This window comes from Chryseobacterium paridis, from assembly GCF_016595215.1.
Lineage (GTDB): Bacteria > Bacteroidota > Bacteroidia > Flavobacteriales > Weeksellaceae > Chryseobacterium > Chryseobacterium paridis.
In genome coordinates this window covers 612,581-631,549 of the sequence record NZ_JAENHK010000001.1, presented here as the reverse complement: position 1 = coordinate 631,549, position 18,969 = coordinate 612,581, and the positions used below count along the sequence as shown (strand labels likewise).

26 protein-coding genes are annotated in these 18,969 nt (G+C 33.5%); 7 read left to right on the top strand and 19 right to left on the bottom strand.

Translation table 11 applies throughout. The annotated features are described in order from the left end of the window. The 10 genes from JHL15_RS02880 to JHL15_RS02835 form a co-directional block, all read right to left on the bottom strand. Complete coding sequence (locus JHL15_RS02880; RefSeq protein ID WP_200242587.1) at window positions 1-393, bottom strand: hypothetical protein; 393 nt, start codon at window positions 391-393, stop codon at window positions 1-3. A 74-nt stretch (window positions 394-467) separates the two neighbouring features. Continuing rightward, the gene (locus JHL15_RS02875) at window positions 468-833 is read right to left on the bottom strand and encodes a four helix bundle protein (RefSeq protein ID WP_200242586.1); all 366 of its coding nucleotides are present in this window, start codon (window positions 831-833) and stop codon (window positions 468-470) included. 66 nt (window positions 834-899) lie between these two features. After that, window positions 900-2,303: a nucleoside recognition domain-containing protein gene (locus tag JHL15_RS02870; protein ID WP_200242585.1), complete on the bottom strand. Its 1,404-nt coding sequence runs from the start codon at window positions 2,301-2,303 to the stop codon at window positions 900-902. 50 nt (window positions 2,304-2,353) lie between these two features. Then, window positions 2,354-2,866 (bottom strand): DUF6973 domain-containing protein, encoded by a 513-nt coding sequence (locus JHL15_RS02865; protein WP_200242584.1) that lies wholly within the window; start codon window positions 2,864-2,866, stop codon window positions 2,354-2,356. A 54-nt stretch (window positions 2,867-2,920) separates the two neighbouring features. Beyond that, window positions 2,921-3,775, bottom strand: a complete 855-nt coding sequence (gene accD / locus JHL15_RS02860) for an acetyl-CoA carboxylase, carboxyltransferase subunit beta (RefSeq protein WP_200242582.1) — start codon at window positions 3,773-3,775, stop codon at window positions 2,921-2,923. Between the two features lie 89 nt (window positions 3,776-3,864). Continuing rightward, window positions 3,865-4,935, bottom strand: coding sequence for a class II fructose-bisphosphate aldolase (gene fbaA, locus JHL15_RS02855; protein WP_200242581.1), 1,071 nt, complete (start codon window positions 4,933-4,935; stop codon window positions 3,865-3,867). Window positions 4,936-5,004: 69 nt separating this feature from the next. Continuing rightward, a complete protein-coding gene (locus JHL15_RS02850; protein ID WP_200242578.1) occupies window positions 5,005-5,871 on the bottom strand; it encodes an NAD kinase in 867 nt (288 codons plus the stop codon). A 1-nt stretch (window position 5,872) separates the two neighbouring features. Beyond that, window positions 5,873-6,523, bottom strand: coding sequence for a CBS domain-containing protein (locus JHL15_RS02845; protein ID WP_200242575.1), 651 nt, complete (start codon window positions 6,521-6,523; stop codon window positions 5,873-5,875). Between the two features lie 184 nt (window positions 6,524-6,707). Continuing rightward, window positions 6,708-7,238, bottom strand: coding sequence for an RNA methyltransferase (locus JHL15_RS02840; protein WP_200242573.1), 531 nt, complete (start codon window positions 7,236-7,238; stop codon window positions 6,708-6,710). 4 nt (window positions 7,239-7,242) lie between these two features. Further along, the gene (locus JHL15_RS02835) at window positions 7,243-7,863 is read right to left on the bottom strand and encodes a toxin-antitoxin system YwqK family antitoxin (protein WP_200242570.1); all 621 of its coding nucleotides are present in this window, start codon (window positions 7,861-7,863) and stop codon (window positions 7,243-7,245) included. Between the two features lie 56 nt (window positions 7,864-7,919). Here JHL15_RS02835 and JHL15_RS02830 point away from each other — a divergent pair, with 56 nt between their 5' ends. Further along, window positions 7,920-8,519: a hypothetical protein gene (locus JHL15_RS02830; protein WP_200242568.1), complete on the top strand. Its 600-nt coding sequence runs from the start codon at window positions 7,920-7,922 to the stop codon at window positions 8,517-8,519. Here JHL15_RS02830 and JHL15_RS02825 read toward each other — a convergent pair. Further along, window positions 8,516-9,409: a bestrophin family protein gene (locus tag JHL15_RS02825; protein WP_200242565.1), complete on the bottom strand. Its 894-nt coding sequence runs from the start codon at window positions 9,407-9,409 to the stop codon at window positions 8,516-8,518. The genes JHL15_RS02830 and JHL15_RS02825 overlap by 4 nt on opposite strands. Window positions 9,410-9,514: 105 nt before the next feature. Here JHL15_RS02825 and JHL15_RS02820 point away from each other — a divergent pair, with 105 nt between their 5' ends. Together JHL15_RS02820 and JHL15_RS02815 are read left to right on the top strand one after the other, a co-directional pair. Further along, entirely contained in the window at window positions 9,515-9,679 is a 165-nt protein-coding gene (locus JHL15_RS02820) for a hypothetical protein (protein ID WP_200242562.1), read from the top strand. A gap of 110 nt (window positions 9,680-9,789) precedes the next feature. After that, complete coding sequence (locus tag JHL15_RS02815) at window positions 9,790-10,665, top strand: cupin-like domain-containing protein (protein ID WP_200242559.1); 876 nt, start codon at window positions 9,790-9,792, stop codon at window positions 10,663-10,665. A 22-nt stretch (window positions 10,666-10,687) separates the two neighbouring features. Here the strand turns inward: JHL15_RS02815 and JHL15_RS02810 are convergent, their stop codons facing one another. Continuing rightward, window positions 10,688-11,218 (bottom strand): GNAT family N-acetyltransferase, encoded by a 531-nt coding sequence (locus JHL15_RS02810; protein ID WP_200242558.1) that lies wholly within the window; start codon window positions 11,216-11,218, stop codon window positions 10,688-10,690. Window positions 11,219-11,343: 125 nt separating this feature from the next. Here JHL15_RS02810 and mutS point away from each other — a divergent pair, with 125 nt between their 5' ends. Next, window positions 11,344-13,929, top strand: coding sequence for a DNA mismatch repair protein MutS (gene mutS, locus JHL15_RS02805; protein WP_200242556.1), 2,586 nt, complete (start codon window positions 11,344-11,346; stop codon window positions 13,927-13,929). A gap of 61 nt (window positions 13,930-13,990) precedes the next feature. Here mutS and JHL15_RS02800 read toward each other — a convergent pair whose 3' ends face one another. The 4 genes from JHL15_RS02800 to JHL15_RS02785 all read right to left on the bottom strand — a co-directional run bounded on the left by JHL15_RS02800 (window position 13,991) and on the right by JHL15_RS02785 (window position 14,890). Beyond that, window positions 13,991-14,152, bottom strand: a complete 162-nt coding sequence (locus JHL15_RS02800) for a bacteriocin (RefSeq protein ID WP_200242554.1) — start codon at window positions 14,150-14,152, stop codon at window positions 13,991-13,993. Between the two features lie 173 nt (window positions 14,153-14,325). Continuing rightward, a complete protein-coding gene (locus JHL15_RS02795; RefSeq protein ID WP_200242552.1) occupies window positions 14,326-14,484 on the bottom strand; it encodes a hypothetical protein in 159 nt (52 codons plus the stop codon). 67 nt (window positions 14,485-14,551) lie between these two features. Continuing rightward, window positions 14,552-14,710: a bacteriocin gene (locus JHL15_RS02790; protein WP_200242550.1), complete on the bottom strand. Its 159-nt coding sequence runs from the start codon at window positions 14,708-14,710 to the stop codon at window positions 14,552-14,554. Between the two features lie 15 nt (window positions 14,711-14,725). After that, window positions 14,726-14,890, bottom strand: coding sequence for a bacteriocin (locus tag JHL15_RS02785; RefSeq protein WP_200242547.1), 165 nt, complete (start codon window positions 14,888-14,890; stop codon window positions 14,726-14,728). Window positions 14,891-15,351: 461 nt separating this feature from the next. Between JHL15_RS02785 and JHL15_RS02780 the strand changes: the two genes are divergently transcribed. From JHL15_RS02780 to JHL15_RS02770, 3 genes are read left to right on the top strand one after another with little or no spacing between them, the layout of a single operon-like run. After that, a complete protein-coding gene (locus tag JHL15_RS02780; RefSeq protein WP_200242545.1) occupies window positions 15,352-15,840 on the top strand; it encodes a TlpA family protein disulfide reductase in 489 nt (162 codons plus the stop codon). 8 nt (window positions 15,841-15,848) lie between these two features. Beyond that, window positions 15,849-16,508, top strand: a complete 660-nt coding sequence (locus JHL15_RS02775; protein ID WP_200242542.1) for a thioredoxin family protein — start codon at window positions 15,849-15,851, stop codon at window positions 16,506-16,508. 56 nt (window positions 16,509-16,564) lie between these two features. Then, complete coding sequence (locus JHL15_RS02770) at window positions 16,565-16,948, top strand: ribosomal maturation YjgA family protein (RefSeq protein ID WP_200242539.1); 384 nt, start codon at window positions 16,565-16,567, stop codon at window positions 16,946-16,948. Here the strand turns inward: JHL15_RS02770 and JHL15_RS02765 are convergent, their stop codons facing one another. From JHL15_RS02765 to JHL15_RS02755, 3 genes are read right to left on the bottom strand one after another with little or no spacing between them, the layout of a single operon-like run. Further along, window positions 16,949-17,368: an energy transducer TonB gene (locus JHL15_RS02765; protein WP_200242538.1), complete on the bottom strand. Its 420-nt coding sequence runs from the start codon at window positions 17,366-17,368 to the stop codon at window positions 16,949-16,951. A 9-nt stretch (window positions 17,369-17,377) separates the two neighbouring features. Beyond that, window positions 17,378-18,292 carry a YARHG domain-containing protein gene (locus JHL15_RS02760; protein ID WP_200242537.1) on the bottom strand — a complete coding sequence of 305 codons (915 nt, stop codon included), beginning with the start codon at window positions 18,290-18,292 and terminating at the stop codon, window positions 17,378-17,380. Then, on the bottom strand, window positions 18,289-18,927 hold the full coding sequence (locus JHL15_RS02755) for a DUF2306 domain-containing protein (protein ID WP_200242536.1): 639 nt from the start codon (window positions 18,925-18,927) through the stop codon (window positions 18,289-18,291). The genes JHL15_RS02760 and JHL15_RS02755 overlap by 4 nt, the downstream gene beginning before the upstream one ends. Window positions 18,928-18,969: the final 42 nt, after the last annotated feature.

Below are 18,969 nucleotides of genomic sequence, written 5' to 3'. Positions count from 1 at the left end.
TTATTCAAGTGCTTTTTTTATTTCATTGATTCTGTTAATAATGGGAAGGGCAAAAATTCCACTCGTCTGAAGATAGAATTCATAAAACGTTTTTGCTTTGTCAAGAAAGTCAGTATTGCTGGTTTGCTTTCCTGTAAAGTAAAAAAGATTTCCAAGCATTTCATAGTAATCTTTATGATCTCTCTCTTGTCTTTCGTTGACGATTTCAATAATCTCTTCTTTTGATTTTGATGATATTTCTACAAAGTCTATCTTGAAAATATCTTTCATTAATGAATCAAAATCCAGTTCTTTCTGCATTAAACTTTCCTCAGGCTTGTCTAAAATAAGTTTTTCTAATGCTTGAGTTAACTGACGGATGAGTCTTAATGTGAATTCTTTATCTGTTATCATATGTTTTAATTTTGTTGCTAGTTGCTAGTTGCTAGTTGCTAGTTGCTTGTTGCTTGTTGTTAGTTACTGGTTGTTTAGGTACGCCAACTAGCTTGGACGTATTTTATAAAGTTATTTATTTTTCCTCCTAAAAGTTTATATTGTTCTGCTTTTTTCAGAAAATCTGAATTTAATTCGGGATAGAGTTTTACAATTTTTGATAAATGGCTCACTGTTTCATCACAGCTTCCTTGGGAATAAACTAAAAATCGGATTAGCTCACCTTTATAGATTTTTCTTCCATAACCTTCTGCAATATTGCTGACAACTGAATCGGAAGATCTTCTTAATTGGCTCCCTAATTCATATGTTTCATGTTTCGGTAATTTGAATGAAAGCTTATGGACCTCAATAAATAAGTCAAAAGAAATATTATAAATATCAAGTTTGGTGTAGCTCATAGTCTTTCATTTTATTAAAACATTAATAAATATAACTATTAACTAGCAACCAGAAACCATCAACTATTATGCAAAAAATAAATATGCCAGAGCAATAGATGTAATAACACCCACTAAATCGGCTAAAAGCATAGCAATAACGGCATATCTTGTGTTTTTCACAGCTACGGCCCCGAAGTAAACGGCAAGCACATAAAACGTCGTGTCTGAGCTTCCTTGGAGAACTGCAGCTAATTTACCCTGGAAACTATCTGCTCCGAAAGTAGACATGGTGTCAACCATCATTCCACGAGCTCCCGAACCCGAAAGAGGTTTTATTAAAGCAGTTGGAAGGCCATCTACAAATCTTGCATCTAAATTGGCTGTATTTGCTATCCATTTCATGCCATCGATGATTACATCAAAAACACCGGAAGTTCTAAGAAGTGAAATGGCAATCAACATTCCTACTAAATAAGGAATGATCTTAACACAAGTGGTAAATCCTTCTTTTGCACCATCAATAAAGGCATCAAATACATTGATTTTTTTATAAACAGCTCCAAGGACGATTGCTAAGAAAATAAAAAGAATGAGCCCATTGCTTAAAACCTTACTGAATGTGTCCAGCTCATCTTTGCTTAATCGAACAAGATACAGTACCAATAGCCCTATAATTGCAGAAATCCCTCCTACATATGCGATTACTATTGGACGCAGCAGGTTGATCTTTTGATATAGAGAAACAATGATCATTGCTGCTAACGTTGCTGTAAAAGTAGCAATCATACACGGAAGAAAAATATCAGTCGGGGTTTTTGACCCCATGGAAGCTCTGATCGCAATAATAGACACTGGGATCAATGTCATTCCCCCGGCGTGAAGACACAGAAACATGATCTGAGAGTTACTTGCAATGTCTTTATTTGGATTTAGGGTTTGTAAGCTTTCCATTGCTTTCAGTCCAAATGGCGTTGCTGCGTTGTCAAGACCTAAAAGGTTGGCACTGAAATTCATCAGCATATGGCCAAAGGCAGGGTGATTTTTAGGAATGTCAGGAAATAATTTTGAAAAGAAAGGTTGGATGAGCCTGCTTAACAGGTTAATTCCGCCTGCTTTTTCAGCAATACTCATAAATCCCATAAACAAGGTCATGATACCTATTAGTCCGATGCATATTTTTACAGCAGTTTCTGCGGTTCCAATAACGCCGTCAGCTTCTTGCACGCGATATACTTTAACGTTCTGCTTTAATGAATCTGTTTTATAATGAATTCTGCTCTCAGAAAAATCAGATTTCTTCATCAAACTATCTCTAACGATTGGAGAGAGGGTATTCATTTTTTGCGAAGCAATCTGTACAGTATCTCCTCCTTTTCCAACTACCATATCATTGAAAATGGTATTATAATGACGGGAAGAAATATATTTTATACTTGCAATAGCAATAGCGACGATAATAAAAGCGGACCAAATTCTGCTGAGAACCATCTGTTTAAATTAAATTTTAGAAAAGATAATAAATTAAATGTTATGAAAAACTATTTTTCATCAAGATAGACCAAATACCCCTCAAAATGATCATCCAGATTTTTCAGGACTTTTGCTTCATCCATTTTTTTAATTAAAGCATCAATAAAGAAGCTTTTTTCAAAAAATTGACGATGAATACCTGGAAGGATTTCCATAAAATAATCCATCCCAATCTTATTGTTATGAAGGTCCATTTTTGTTTCCAAAGGCTTGTTCGGAAAAAGTTCTTCATGCAGATCGGTTATCCTTTTACAGAAATCGAGCGCTTTTTGGGGTGAAGAAATTTTAGAACAGTACATCAGAATAAAACAGCACCAAAGGGCATGTCTGAATGCATTGCCTATTCCGTTATTGGATGCAGTGTCAGGAAATCGTTTTTGAGCAATAGTAAAAGCCTTTACAGTGGCATGAAAACTTAATATAGAGAATAGAGGATGTGGCAAAACGAGAGATAAAAGACGCATAATCTTTTTAAAGCTCATTGCCCGAATCGTATTAAAAAATATTTTGAAAGTTCTCATAAATAAAAATCTCTCCCTAATTAGAGAGAGATTATACTGTATTTGTTACAAATTTTAAGCATGTACTGCTAATAAATTTACTGTTTTAGAAACAACGTCTTTAATTTCAGTTCTTTTCACGATAAAGTCTACAAATCCTTTTTCCTGAAGGAATTCTGAAGTTTGGAAACCTTCCGGTAAGTCTCTACCGATCGTTTCACGAATTACTCTAGGACCCGCAAAACCAATTAAAGCTCCTGGCTCAGCCATAATAATATCAGCTGTCATTGCAAAAGATGCAGTGATACCACCAAAAGTTGGATCACACAAGTAAGCAATGTATAGAAGTCCTGCTTCTGAAAGCTGAGCTAATTTAGCCTGTACTTTTGCTAGCTGCATTAGGGAGTAAGTTGCTTCCTGCATTCTTGCTCCTCCAGATTGACAGATGATCATATATGGAAGTTTATGAGCAATACAGTAATCTATAGCTCTTCTGATTTTTTCACCCATTACAGAACCCAATGATCCTCCGATAAAAGCGAAATCCATACAAGAAACTACCATTTCAGTCCCTTTTACAGTTCCTACAGCATTTCTTATAGAATCTGTAAGTTTTGTTTTTGCTTTTACCTCTTTCAGACGATCTGCGTATGGTTTGGTATCTTTGAAGTTTAGGATGTCTATACTTTCGACATTAGCATCTAGTTCAGTGAATTTGCCCTCATCAAAAAGGATCTCAAAAAATTCTGCACTTCCTATTCTTACATGAAATCCATCTTCAGGAGAAACATAGTTGTTTTTCCTAAGCTCTTCGTGTTCCACTATCTTTCCTGATGGAGTTTGGTGCCAAAGACCCTTTGGAACATCCTTTTTTTCATCAGTAGAAGTGGTAATGTTTTTTGCTTTTCTTTTAAACCAGTCGAATGCCATTTTTGCGTGTATTAATGTATAAATGTAAAATGTATTAATGTAAGTGTATTCATCATGAATATTCTTACATTAATACAAATGTACAGTTCTTATTTTAAAGTATTTACGTTATTTAAATCTTCAAAAGCTTTAACCAATCTTGTTGAGAACGTTTCTTCACCTTTTCTTACCCAAACTCTTGGATCATAGAATTTTTTGTTAGGTTTTTCTTCTCCCTCAGGGTTTCCGATTTGAGATCTTAAATATTCTATATTATTCACCATGTAATCTCTAACGCCTTCTGTATATGCGAATTGAAGATCTGTGTCAATGTTCATTTTGATTACACCATAATCGATCGCCTCTCTAATTTCTTCTAAAGTAGAACCAGAACCTCCATGGAATACAAAGTTTACAGGTTTCGCTGCCGTTCCGAATTTTTCCTGAACAAATTTTTGAGAGTTGTCTAAGATTTTTGGTGTAAGAACCACGTTTCCTGGTTTGTACACTCCATGTACATTACCAAAAGCAGCAGCTATAGTAAAGTTATCAGAAATAGCTTTTAACTTTTCATAAGTATAAGCAACGTCTTCTGGCTGTGTATACAGCTTTGAGTTGTCTACATCAGAGTTATCAACACCATCTTCTTCTCCTCCTGTAACTCCTATTTCTACTTCTAAAGTCATTTGCATTTTAGCCATTCTTTCAAAATATTTAGCAGAAACTTCAATGTTTTCTTCTAAGGGCTCTTCAGAAAGATCCAACATGTGAGATGAATAAAGAGATTTTCCTGTCTGTCTGAAAAATTCTTCATTAGCGTCCATTAAGCCATCGATCCAAGGCAATAATTTTTTTGCACAATGGTCTGTATGTAAAATTACAGTGGCTCCATAAGCTTCCGCAAGCGTGTGGATATGTTTTGCTCCGGCAATTGCTCCTAAAATAGCAGACTTTTGTCCATCGTTGCTCAGTCCTTTTCCTGCATTGAAAGCAGCTCCACCATTTGAAAACTGAATAATAACAGGAGAGTTTAATTTTGCTGCAGTCTCCATAACAGCGTTTACATTGCTGGAACCAATAACGTTTACAGCTGGTAACGCAAATTTATTTTCTTTAGCATACTGAAAAATATCAGTAACCAATTGACCTGTGGCAACTCCTGCCGGAAAAATTCTGCTCATGTTTTACTTTTTAAATAAATTATTAGGTGTTTTTAAAGTTGTGTAAAGGTAAGAAAATTTGCTTAATTGCTAATTTCTTTTATCCCGACCCCAAAGTAATTTTTGACGGATCGTTTCATAGAAACTCAAGTTGTTCGGTTGAACCAAAAGGATTTGAAAATCAGCTTTTTTAATGATAATTTCTTTATCTGTTTCTATATGTATTAGTCTTGAATCTAAAGAAAGAGAGTATTGAGATACACGGCTTTCTACTTTAAACTTGATCTCAACACTATCATTAACAACTAAAGGCCTTACATTCAGATTGTGAGGAGCAATAGGAGTAATGACAAAGTTTTCGTTATTGGGAGAGATAATAGGACCACCACAGCTTAGAGAATAAGCCGTAGAGCCTGTAGGAGTCGAAACGATCACGCCATCTCCCCAGAATACATTTAAAAATTCATCATTGATAAATGAATCCACAGTAATCATAGATGTCGTTTCCTTTCTTGAAACGGTAACATCATTTAGAGCGTACGGAAAAAACTCGTCTGATCTCGGTGAAATCACTTCAATCACAGAGCGGCGACTGGTTTTTACATCTCCTTTTAAGATGGCATCCAGCTCTTTGAAAGCTTCTTCTTTAGTAAAGCTCGCCAAAAATCCTAATCTTCCCGTGTTTACCCCCACAATAGGGATCTCAAGATCTTCAATAAAAGTAAGAGAATTCACAATAGTTCCGTCTCCTCCAAAAGTGAAGAAAAGATCTACTTCTTTCTCTATAAGATCCTGCTTATTATTGAATGTTTCGAATATTTTTGAAAACTGAAGAGCTTCAGCCATTTCATCAAATAGGACAGATTTTACGCCTCTGCCTTCAAGTTCTGAAACGAATTTGCTTAAGTATAAAAAAGTATCTAGATCTTTTTTTTGAGAATATATAGCTGCCTTCATGTTATATTTCTATAAATTTTTGGAAAAAGCCAAACCGGTCTTTAAACAGATCTGTTTTTTCATCCGAATAGAACTTTTCTACGATTCTATAATCATATCGATCGAAAGTTGCATCAATGGATGCTAGATTTTCATTGCTGATCTTTACAGTAACACGAACAATTTCTTCAGACATAAAACTAATAAAACCACCATAAAATTTTGAGTTGTTACTCTCTACAATATTGGCAATCTCTGTCATCGAATATTTTCTTGCCGGAGCTTCTACCGTTAGAATAGCTCCTGATTCTGAGAATAGAGGATAACGTGACAAATCCTGAAAAACATCCTCACAGGTAATATATCCCAGATATTTTTCAGTTTTATTGATCACAGGTATCACGTTGGAATTAAACGTATAAAATAAACGAATACTATCCATGATATTGTTGTCCTCAAGAATAGCAAATCGCTCGACCTGATGCTCCAGGTCCTTCAATGTTCCTTCTGTTTCGTAAAGAAAATCTTTAGCAATAGCCCCGTAAAAGTGATGGGACTTTTTAATGAAAATGTGGGTATATCCAAAGTCTTCTAATGTACTTCTTGCTGATTCTATTGAGTCAGTCAGGCTAAAACATGGGAAATCCTTTGAGATATAGTCCTTGATAAACATTGTGCTAATTTATAAAAAATTAAACGAAACTGTTTTGTAATATTCGGGTTTTTTTTTCGAAAAATAAAAAATGCGAGTCCAAAATTTGTTTGTAAATAAAAAAAAAGTATCTTTGTCGCCTTTCATTTTTACTTTTTATTAGATTTATTTCAAACTGCACTGTCTTTTAGGCATATGCAGTTTTTTATTTTAAGGCCTTTGCGAATTCCCACATAACGAGACCTCCGCATACACTTACATTTAGAGAATGCTTTGTTCCCAGTTGGGGAATTTCCAGAAATACATCAATATTTTCTAAAGCTTCATCACTGATTCCATCTACCTCATTACCTAATATTAAAGCATATTTTTTAGACTTGTCAATCGTGAAATCTGTAATCATTGTACTATTACTGGTTTGTTCTATACCAATAATCTCAAATCCCTGACTTTTTAAATCCTGAATTGTGGTATTAATGTCGCTTTCGTAGCCCCAATCCACACTTTCTGTTGCTCCTAATGCTGCTTTGTGAATCTCACGATGGGGCGGTTGCGGTGTTATTCCGCAAAGGATTATTTTTTCAATTAAAAAAGCATCTGCCGTTCTGAATGTGGCTCCCACATTGTGCATACTTCTTATGTTATCCAAAATGACGATCAAAGGAAGCTTGTCAACTTTTTTAAATGTTTCTACATCTATTCTGTTTAGTTCTTCCAGTTTTAATTTATGTACCAATATATTATTTTGTAGAGATTAATTTTCCGTCCTTGTATATTTCTGTTTTTTCTACGCTTCCATCTTCACGATAATGAACTCTGGTTCCATTCCATTTGTCATTGGCGAATTCAGTTTCACGCTGAACTTTTCCAGATGGATAAAGCATTTTCCATTTTCCGGTGGCTAATCCGTTTTCATAATAACCAATCTGTTTTACAGATTTTCCATTTTCATAAAAAACTTTGCTTTCACCATTGAGTTTCCCGAATTTATAATTGGAGATTTCGGTGATATTTCCAGTCGGAGAATAAAAGGTACCTGTAGAGCTATTATCATAGACATTTTTTTCACCATTTCTGAAAACCTCCTTAGAAGTTAAAACGCCATTTTTATCATAATAAGCCCACTCCTTTATTTTGTAATCTTTCTTGTATTCTCCTTTAGCCTGAGTTTTTCCATTTTCGTAATAAAAAATAGCATCACCGTCGAGCTTTCCTTTTTTCCATTCTGCAATTTCTTTTACCTGGCCATTTTCAAAGAATTGCTTACAACTCCCTTCCTGTAATCCATCCTTAAATCCACATGGTTTTTGTGCGATTGCTAATGTGGATGTAGAAATTAATAAAAGAAAAATGTATTTCATAGATATTTTTATTTCAAAAATAGTAAAATAGTTATATTTGATTAAAAAAATATGACATGAAAAATTTACTTATAGTTATAACATTACTATCGTCTTTTATATTTTCAAAAGCTCAGAATACGTATTACCCACAGGCTTTTTTCGATAAAAAACTAGCCCAGACCATGATCGGCTTTGGAAACTCTACCATTGAAGGAGTAGCATCAACCAAGCAAAAAAACAACTGGGGAATCAAACCTTTACTGGGACAGAAACATTATGCCCCAGAAGGGACTGTTGTAATGCTTTTTCCAGTGACTCCCTATTTTGAAGAGTTTTATAACATGAGAAGGAAATACGAAAATAGAAAAACAACAGTTTATATGTCTGAAGAAGCTTTTAAATATAGGATAGATGCTTTAACAGATGCTCATGGAAGATTTAAGTTTGAGAAATTAAAGCCAGGTAAATATTATTTGGAAACTATCGTAAACTTTACAGCTACCGCAAGTTACCAACAGCAAACGGGACAGTCGGATGCTTATAATGCTTATGGAGGGTATCTGTATTCAACACCAATATATCAAACTTTTTTCTATAATTACTCTTCAGCAAACAGAGAAAGTAAATTCGTAGAAATAAAGCAAGATGGCGAACTAAAAGAAATCAACCTTTAAAGGTTGATTTTATTTTTTAATCCCATGATTTGATGCACATTCTTTTCAATATTCTGAGCTATAGTTTCCATCGGGATATCATTCTCGTCATTATTGAATGGGTCTTCAATTTCTTCAGCAATAAGTTCCAAACTCATCAAAACATAATAAACGAAAACCGTAAGCGGAATCATAAATAAACCAATACTGATCACATAGGCAACTGGCAAAGCCAATACATAAAGTATGATGAATTTCTTCACAAAAGACGAGTAGGAGTAGGGAATAGGAGTGTTTTTTATCCTTTCACACCCACCGCAGATATCAAGAAAGCCTGAAAGCTGGGTATCCAGATATACCATTTCAACATCAGAAATTTTACCTTCTTTTTTTAATTGGTTCAATTTGTAACTTAGGAGAATAATGATTTCGCTGGGTCCATGATGTTTAAGCGATTTTTCAATTTCAGAATAATCTTCATCCAGTGCTAGTCTCGTAGATTCTTTGGAAAGATGTTTAGCCAAGAAATGAGGAAAAAACTTTAAATATCTCGCGATCTGTTCTGCATTTTGTCTGTCATCCTCAAGAAGCATATTGATTTTTATGGCAATGTTTCGGGTATCATTAACCAATTTTCCCCATAGTTTTCTTCCTTCCCACCATCTGTCGTATGCGGTGTTTGTCCTGAAAACCAACAACAAAGAGAGAACGAAGCCGAGTAAAGAATGAATCATTCCAACATTACTTACCGCAGATTTGGTTGTGAGATGTAGGTACTCAACCTCCAGATATTCTATTCCATAAGAGTATATTCCTACCAATACCATTGTAGGAAAAAGTATTTTTAAAGTATCACTTTTATGTAAACTGAAAAGTATCTTCAGGAAATGTTTGGTGTTATAGACTCTCATAAATTTAGTTGGTGATGCAAATATAATTTTTTTCGTTTTATCCTTTGTTTATGGAAAACTGTAAAATTACTTTGGAAGAGTCTCTTTTCTTTGTAAGAAAATAAAATGGGATACTACAGAAAAGGACACTTTAAAAAAGATGGAACTTGGGTAAGTGGGCATTATGTCAATAAATATAGCAGAAAGAAAAGTTTTAAAAAAAATCCGAAAGGATGCGTTGTCATTGTTTTGGGAGGAATGATTTCTATACTGGTTTATTTTCTATTGTGACTTTTTGTGAGTACAAGGAAATCATTTTAGTATTAAAAAAATGTAAATGGTAAAATTTTTCTAAATTTCAAAAAAACATTACTTTTATTTCGCATTAAATCAATCAACAAATGATTCTCGAAAAAGTAGATGTTGTCAACGATATTAGTAAAGAAGATTTTCAAAAAGATTATTTCAAAAAGAAGAAGCCTTTATTGATCAAAAATTTTGCGAGTCGCTGGGATGCTTTTGATCAATGGAACCTTGCTTATATTCGTGAAAAAGCAGGGGAGCAGGAAGTTCCTTTGTATGATAATAAACCGGCAAACGCAGCCAAAAGCTCAGATGCTCCTGTGACACATATGAAAATGAAGGACTATATTGATACTATAAAAAGCAAACCTTCTGACCTTCGTATCTTTTTCTACATTATTACTGACAGGCTTCCGGAATTATTGAAAAACTTTACCTACCCGGACCTAGGAATGAAGTTTTTTAAGAGACTTCCTACATTATTTTTCGGTGGGAGTGAAGCTCATGTTCTGATGCACTACGATGTAGATTTAGGAGATTTTATGCATATCCATTTCGAAGGGAAAAAGAGAATTTTATTATTCGATCAGGAACAATCTGCTTTTCTGTATAAAGTTCCTTTATCTGTTCACACCATTTATGATGTAGATTACGAAAACCCTGATTATAAAAAGTTTCCGGCGTTGCAATATGCCAAAGGGTATGAAATATTTATGGAGCATGGGGATGCACTTTTTATACCTGGAGCATTCTGGCATTTTAACAGGTATCTCGAGCCGGGCTTTTCTTTGTCATTAAGAGCACTTCCCAATAAACCAAAAGTTTTTGCAAATATGCTATATCATGTATTTATTATGAGGTATACGGATAAGCTTTTCAGAAAACTTTTTAAAATAAAATGGGTAAATTATAAACAAAAATGGGCTTACAAAAAAAGCACAGAAGCATTAGACAAACATTTAAAAAAAGACTAACAGAAATCACTTTTGGGATTCTTTACTTTTTTATAAGTCCAAAAATCGTAGCATCTACGAATTTTCCTTTTTCAAAAAAGAAATCTCGCATGGTTCCCTCTTCCTTGAAGCCTTGTGATAACAAAAGTTTTTCCGAGGAAATATTAGCAGGATCAATAAAAGCTTCTATTCTATGGAGATTCATCTTTTCAAATCCGAAAGAAAGAATTGGCTGTATTGCTTCTTTCATATATGCTTTTTGCCAATATTTTGGATTCAATTCGTATCCTATCTCAGATTTAAAGTGTTCATGAAACCAATTGTGATATCCACATGTTCCGATTACTTTTTTCTCATCTTTCAATTCGATAGCCCATCTGAATCCTTTTTTATTTTCGAACTCAGTGTTGAATGTTGTAATCACTTCCTCAGCTTCTCCAATATGAGTAAATGTTGCCAGATCATAATATTCCATAACAATATCTAAAGAAAAATATTCAAATAAATCTTTAGCATCATTTGGAGTGAGTTGTCGTAAAATTAGCCTTTCAGTTTCTAATATTGGAAAATCCATTACATAATTTTGCCGAAAAATACGACAAAAAATTAATTCAAGTAAAGAGGATATTGAAAAGATTAATCCTGAAACAATTTTCTAAGCCTGAAATTATTTTCTAAATTTGACCTTCATTTTTTATTATGGCAAAAACGAAGAAGGAAACTCCATTAATGATCCAGTATAATACCATCAAGGGAAAATATCCTGATGCTCTTTTATTATTCAGGGTCGGAGATTTTTATGAGACTTTTGGACAAGACGCGATCCGTGCCTCTCAGGTGCTGGGAATTGTTCTTACCAAGAGAGCAAATGGAGATGGTCATATTGAGTTGGCAGGATTTCCACACCATTCCGTAGATTCTTATCTTCCAAAATTGGTTCGGGCAGGACTTCGTGTTGCTATTTGTGATCAATTGGAAGATCCGAAAATGGTGAAGGGAATTGTAAAAAGAGGAGTTACCGAATTGGTTACTCCTGGAGTTACATTTAATGATCAGGTATTAAGTTCGAAAAAAAATAATTTCCTGCTTTCACTACATAAGGAGAAAGAGAAATTTGGGATGGCATTGGTCGATATCTCTACCGGAGAATTTTTAGTAACCGAAGGAAATCTTGAGAAGCTTCTACATATTGTAAGCACATTTGATCCCAGTGAGATTATTTATCAGAGAAGTGTTCAGATTCCGGAGCAATTAAAGAATAAAAGTGCTTTCAAACTTGAAGATTGGGCTTTTCAATATAATTTTGCCTATGAAAAATTAACGAGTCATTTTAAAACGAATTCTTTAAAAGGATTTGGAATAGAAACTCTTTCACTGGCGATTACAGCAGCAGGAGCTATTTTTGCATATTTGGTAGAGGATACCCATCACAACTTATTAGCGCATCTTACCAAGATCAAAGTTATTCCACAGGACGATTTCCTGATGATGGATAATTTTACGTTAAGAAATCTGGAAATTGTTTATCCAAGTAATCCTCAGGGAAAATCACTATTGGATATTATTGATAAAACAGCAACTCCAATGGGAGGAAGGTTGCTAAGAAGAAGAATTATCCTGCCATTAAAATCAGTTAATGAGATTCAAAGAAGATTATCACTCATCGACTTCTTAAATGAGAATGATGGTTTAAAATATGAAATTTCACAATTGCTAAAATCCATTTCTGATTTAGATCGTCTAATGGGGAAATTGGCAGCGGAAAAGATATCACCGAAAGAAATCGGATATCTCCGTCAAAGTTTAGTTAATATCCATACAATTAAAGAGTTACTTCATCCGTTTGCAGATGTGTTAGCCTGGATAGAACCTTTGTATGATTTGGATGAACTTATTAAGTTTTTACAAAATCGCCTGAACGAAGAACTTCCAGTGAATATTTCAAAAGGAAAAGTTATTAAAGAGGGTATTTCAGAAGAATTAGACAGACTAAGGAACCTCCAAAGTAAAGGAAGAGGCTTCCTGGACGAGATGTGTCAACGGGAAATTGAAAGAACAGGAATAACAAGCCTTAAAATTGATTTTAATAATGTGTTCGGATATTTTATTGAAGTTCGAAACACCCATAAGGATAAAGTTCCAGGTGATTGGTTGAGAAAGCAAACATTGGTAAATGCAGAAAGATATATTACGGAAGAACTAAAAGAATATGAGAGTCAGATTCTTGGAGCAGAAGAAAAAATAAGTGTCCTGGAAAATGAGCTTTATAGGAATGTATGTTCTGAAACAATGGTTTACATTGATCAGATACAGGAAAATTCAAATATAATTGCCCAGTTAGATGTAGCCGCCGGATTGTCTGAACTTGCTGTTTCTGAAAGTTATACAAGGCCGATATTGAATGACAGTTATGTAGTTGATCTAAAAGAAGCCAGGCATCCTATTATTGAAAATGCTCTTCCGTTAGGAGAAAAATATATTCCTAATGATATATTTCTGGATAAAGATTCTCAACAGATTATAATGGTTACCGGGCCAAACATGGCAGGTAAGTCTGCCATTCTTAGACAGACGGCAATTGTATGTCTTCTTGCTCAGATTGGAAGTTTTGTTCCGGCCAAACATGCTGAGATCGGGGTTTTAGATAAGATCTTTACCAGAGTAGGAGCAACAGATAATATTTCAGCGGGGGAATCAACTTTTATGGTTGAAATGAATGAAGCTGCAAACATTTTGAATAATATTTCAGAAAGAAGCTTGATTTTATTGGATGAAATAGGTCGAGGAACTTCAACATATGATGGGGTTTCTATAGCATGGGCTATTGCAGAATATCTCCACCAGCATTCAAGTCAAGCTAAAACTTTATTTGCAACCCACTACCATGAATTGAATGAAATGACGGTTAATTTCGAAAGAGTTAAAAATTTCCACGTTTCAATTCAGGAGAACAAAGGAAATATTATATTCCTGAGAAAACTTGTTCCGGGTGGAAGTGAGCATAGTTTTGGAATTCATGTAGCAAAGTTAGCGGGAATGCCAGCAAAAGTGGTAAATAGAGCGAATGAGATTCTGAAAACTTTAGAAGCAAGCCGAACTCAAGGAACTTCATCAGAAAGCATTAAAAGAGTGACAGATGAAAACATGCAGTTGTCATTCTTTCAGTTGGATGATCCAGTTTTGGAAAATATTAGAGAAGAGCTTACCAAAATAGATATCAATACTTTAACACCTATCGAAGCTCTAATGAAATTGAATTCGATAAAAAAGATGATTGGAGGTTAATTATAATAGAACAAAAAAAGAAAGCTATACGGCTTTCTTTTTTTATGATATAATGAGTTGCTTATAAGCAACAGTCTCCTTTGGAAGTACACACTCCAACTTGAGATGAACCATCCGGGAACATGCAGATACATTCCATAACGCAATCAAATCCTGCTCCTCCGTTAATTTCTTTCAACTCTTTCTTAGTCAGTTTTCTTTTCTGAATATTTGATTTTTTCATAATAATAGATATTTAATTTATTTAGGTTTAACATAAAATCATAAAGTCCTTATAAAAATGAATAAGAGCTATTGAAGTACTTTACAAAAATATGTCTGATTATTAGAATGATAGCAATTAAAGGACTAATGAAAAAGAAAGCCCTTGAGCTTTCTTATATAATATTGTGAAGTTTAACAACAACCTCCTTTTACGCTACATACTCCGATATACCCTTCACCATCAGGTGTCAAACAAAAACACTGTGCAAGACAATCAGGGCCACCAGCTCCATTAATTTCTTTTAATTCTTTTTTAGTTAATTTTTTGATTTGAATGTTTGACTTTTTCATAATAAATTATTTAGTTTCGTATAGTTTGATTAATATGTATTTTGCTTATTTGATTGTTACAATAATTTTACATATAACAACAATCTCCATTTCTGTCACCTGCTCCAGGAATCCATTCTATAGAACCTGGCATATGACAGAATCCTTCATAACAAGGTCCTTCTCCTCCTTTAATTTGCTTTAACTCTGTTTTACTGAGTTTCTTCTGTGTCTTTAATTTTTTCATGATAAAGGATTTTATTTAGCAGCAATATCCATCCTGGATTCCCTGAACTCCTATCAATTCTTCACCTGTATTACGATCAAAACAGCTAAATACTATGGGGCAATCATGACCGATTCCTCCATTAATTTTTTTCAACTCTTGTTTAGTTAATTTTTTGATTTTGATGGTTGATTTTTTCATATTTATAACATTTAATTTGTTTAAACTAAAAATACATTATTTATTTAATAAATCAAGTTAATGTGATTAAAATTGCAGCAAATTTTTACTTTATATAAAAAATGACACCAAAATGTAGTGTCATTGCAGATTTGTTATAATGTAGCTAATTAACAGCAATAATCATCTTGAACTCCTGGAACTCCATTTCGTTCCTGACCTGTACGACGGTCGATGCAGCTGATTACTCTTGGACAGACTACTCTTCCCCCGTTAATTTCTTTCAACTCTTTTTTAGTTAATTTTTGGATTTTAGTGTTTGATTTTTTCATGATAAAAACTTTTAATTTGATTAAACTAATTTACATTTTAAATTCTGATATATCCATTATTCGTGAATGAAATTCATAAAAATACCTGAATTCAGGTATATTAACTGGTTGAAAATCATAGATAAATAAAAGTTTTTATTACTTTTGGATATGAAGCATTTATTTACAATTGTATTTTTGTCATTAGGCGTTACAATTTCCAAGGCACAACAGACTATTGTTTCTTCATTAAAATATGAAGAGCTTGAAAAACGCATTCAACAGGAGAGTGATAAGTTTCTTGTGCTGAATTTTTGGTCAACAACCTGTGCTCCTTGTGTAAAGGAACTTTCTTATTTTATAGAAGTAAATAATAAAAATAAAAACAATCCAAAATTTAAAATGATCCTCGTTTCGCTGGATAGATTGGTTGATAAAGAAAAAGTGATTAAGTTTATTAAGAGCAAAAATCTTACTGCCGAAGTTATCTTATTAGATGATATTAAAAGAATGAATACATGGATACCTCGGTTTGAAAAAGACTGGGATGGAAATATTCCGGTAACTTTGTTTTATAAAAATGGAGAAAAGGTTTTCTTTAATGACGGAGAAATGAACCAGACTGAATTGGAGAATACAATCAATAAAAACTTATTTTAAAAAAGACTATGAAAAATTTAAAGGTTATTATAGCAGCACTCATCATAGGTGCCGGACTGTTGAGTTTTACTGAAAAGAACAATAGTAAAGTGGATGAAGAAAAACAGAGTATTTCTACATCGGATAAAGGCTATGAAGTAGGAGATGAGGCAACTGATTTTAAACTGAGAAATGTTGACGGGAAAATGGTTTCTCTAAGTGATTACAAAACAGCAAAAGGGTTTATTGTTATTTTTACGTGTAACCATTGTCCCTACGCGAAAAAATATGAAGACAGAATTATAGAGTTGAATAAAAAATATAAAGATCAAGGCTATCCTGTAATTGCTATTAACCCCAATGACCCTAATGTACAACCTGAAGATGGATATAAGGAAATGATTGAAAGATCAAAGCAGAAAGGATTTACATTTCCATACCTGGTGGATGAAGGGCAAAAAATTTATCCTCAGTATGGCGCTACCAAAACACCGCATGTATTTATTTTACAAAAAGAAAATGGCAAGAACATAGTGAAATATATTGGAGCTATAGACAACAATTATGACAATCCAAATGATGTTTCTGAATATTATGCTCAGGATGCTGTAAACTCATTATTAAAGGGACAACCAATAAAAATGACGAAAACAGTCGCGATAGGGTGTACTGTTAAGGTAAAGAAATAAATATCAATTATATACATTGATCTAAAGAAGCGGGCTTTAGCCAAAATATACCATAAATGAGTTTAAAATTCAACCTGAAATATGTAATCCTTACGATATTATTGTTTTTAACGGAAGTTCTGATTGCCACAGTATTAAAAGATATTTTCTTTGTAAGAGCCTACCTCGGGGATGTCATTGTTGTAATCCTTCTCTATACTTTTGTCAAAAGTTTCATTGCTGTGAATAATGAAAAACTTATTCTAGCGATTTTCATATTTTCCTGCATGATTGAAATTGCCCAATATTTTAATATTGCAGAAAAATTAGGCTTCCAAAGAGGAAGCCTGATGTATGTTGTTATTGGAAACTCATTTTCCTGGATTGATATAACCTGTTATGCTATAGGATGCTTATTGCTATATGTAATAATAAAGCTGAATAGCTTAAATAGGAAATAATTATTCCAATCTGAAAATAAGGGGTTGCTTCATTTTCATTCTTACCTTCTCTCCTTTTATTTCTCCAGGCGTCCATTTCGTATTGACGCTTTTAAGAGATTTTAGAAACTCTTTCTTTATAATTTCATTTTCATAGGATTCTATTTGTATATCGCCCATACTGCCATCTTTTTCTACTACAAATGAAGCGACAGCCTTTGCGCTGGTGATGTTGAGTCTGGAAAGGAGCGTGGTTTGAAAATTACTTAATATTTTCCTTACAAATGCCTGATGACCTCCTGGAAACTCCGGGTTTTTGTATTCCGCAATCTCAGAAGGAGAAACGACTTGTGGATTTTTTTGTATTGATGTAGAATCCTGCTGCGCAGAAAGCAAAATGGTGCAGAAGAAAGATACGATACATGTTAAATATTTTATCATCATCTTCTGTTATCTTCCAAAGCTATCATATTTATCTTCAGCGTATTTGATAAAGCGATTTAGTAATGCAACATTGTCTTTTTCCATGGGAGAGAGAGCATTATCTACATTGTTTGATACAGGGATATACCAGTCTGTGCGTTCAAAAAAGTTTCTATAGGTGGCTTTTTTGAAGGAATATCCATGTCTGGCAAAAACAGAGTTTTTAATAATCTCCATATCAAGTTTTCTTAAGTTTTTAATGTCCTTTTCAGTGAGTTTTTGTTTAGAAGCATTGATTTTGAAAATTGCTTCTGTAGCTACTCTGTTTTTTGAAGTAGTATAGCTTTCTGTTTTTCCTGTTTCTTCATCTTTGAATTTTTCAACAAAGCTTTTAGGATTTGTCCAGTCAACCAGATCGGAGTCTTTGTCTAACATAAAATTGGGGTTGTATACAAAATCCCTTTTCGCCAATTCCAGAGATTTAGAAGGTGCTTTAACAACACTTTTATTAAAAGCAGTCCATTTTCCTAATAAGCTGTCATTCTTTATTTTTACCTCAAACCTTCCATCTGTTTTGTCGTTTCCTGGTTCATCCAAAATAAAAGATTGAGTATTTTCATTAAATATACCCCGAAACGGACGCTGATTGCCATTTACGATGCTTTGTCCGTATACGCTGTCTTTGGTAATTTTATTTATTTTTAATGATATTTTTTTATTTTCTTCATAATCGTCCTCACTTTCCATTGCAGTTGCAATATGAATGGCACCAAAATTACCGGTATAAATTCCATAGTATTCTTTGTGGACTTCAGGAACGACAATCGAGTCTTTCTTTGTTTTCAGAGAATCTGTCGTTGAACCAATATTTTTAGCATCTTTCTTACAGCTCAATAAAGATATAGTGAGTAATGGGACAAGGAAATAGTTTACAATTTTCATAGTATTTTTTTTGTGATTAAGAATTCAATTAACAGGATATTGGGGATCCAGCCCAACCATGCAATGATTTGATAAACGTCCATTGGATTGGGATGAAATAAATATACAATAATAACTTTCCACATTCTTAATGTGATCGCAGATAATGTTAGCGCAAAACTACGCCACATCCATTGTTTGTGAGGAGCAAATTTTTTTTGTTTCGCGAGTTGATAAGCCTTGTAGGTAGTAAACCACCAAAGACAACCAAGAATTACAAAAGAGGTTTTGGAAAAGAACCCGCCATTGGCAAATAGTCCCATATAAATTCCGGCTGGTGCTGAAAAGATTAAGAGAAGAAAAATATAGGCTTTTCCAACACTTCTATGAAAGTTTTGTACACCAAAATTTTTTCTAAGAATAGCGAAAAAGCCAAAAAGAAGTACAAAAATACTGGTGTAAACATGAGTATAAAAAAAAGGAAGATATTCTGGTCTATCAGTAACCTCTGTTTGTTTAATCATTAAAAAGCTGACATCAGCTTTCAATGGAATATATTCTACGGTAATTTGAAACATAAGCCAAAAGAAATACCCAAACCCTAAAATTAAAAGGATTTTAAGAGCATTGGAATATTTCTTTTTCGTTAAAAGCACATTTTACTTATTAGTTTTTATGTTTCTTTTATGGCTATTTAA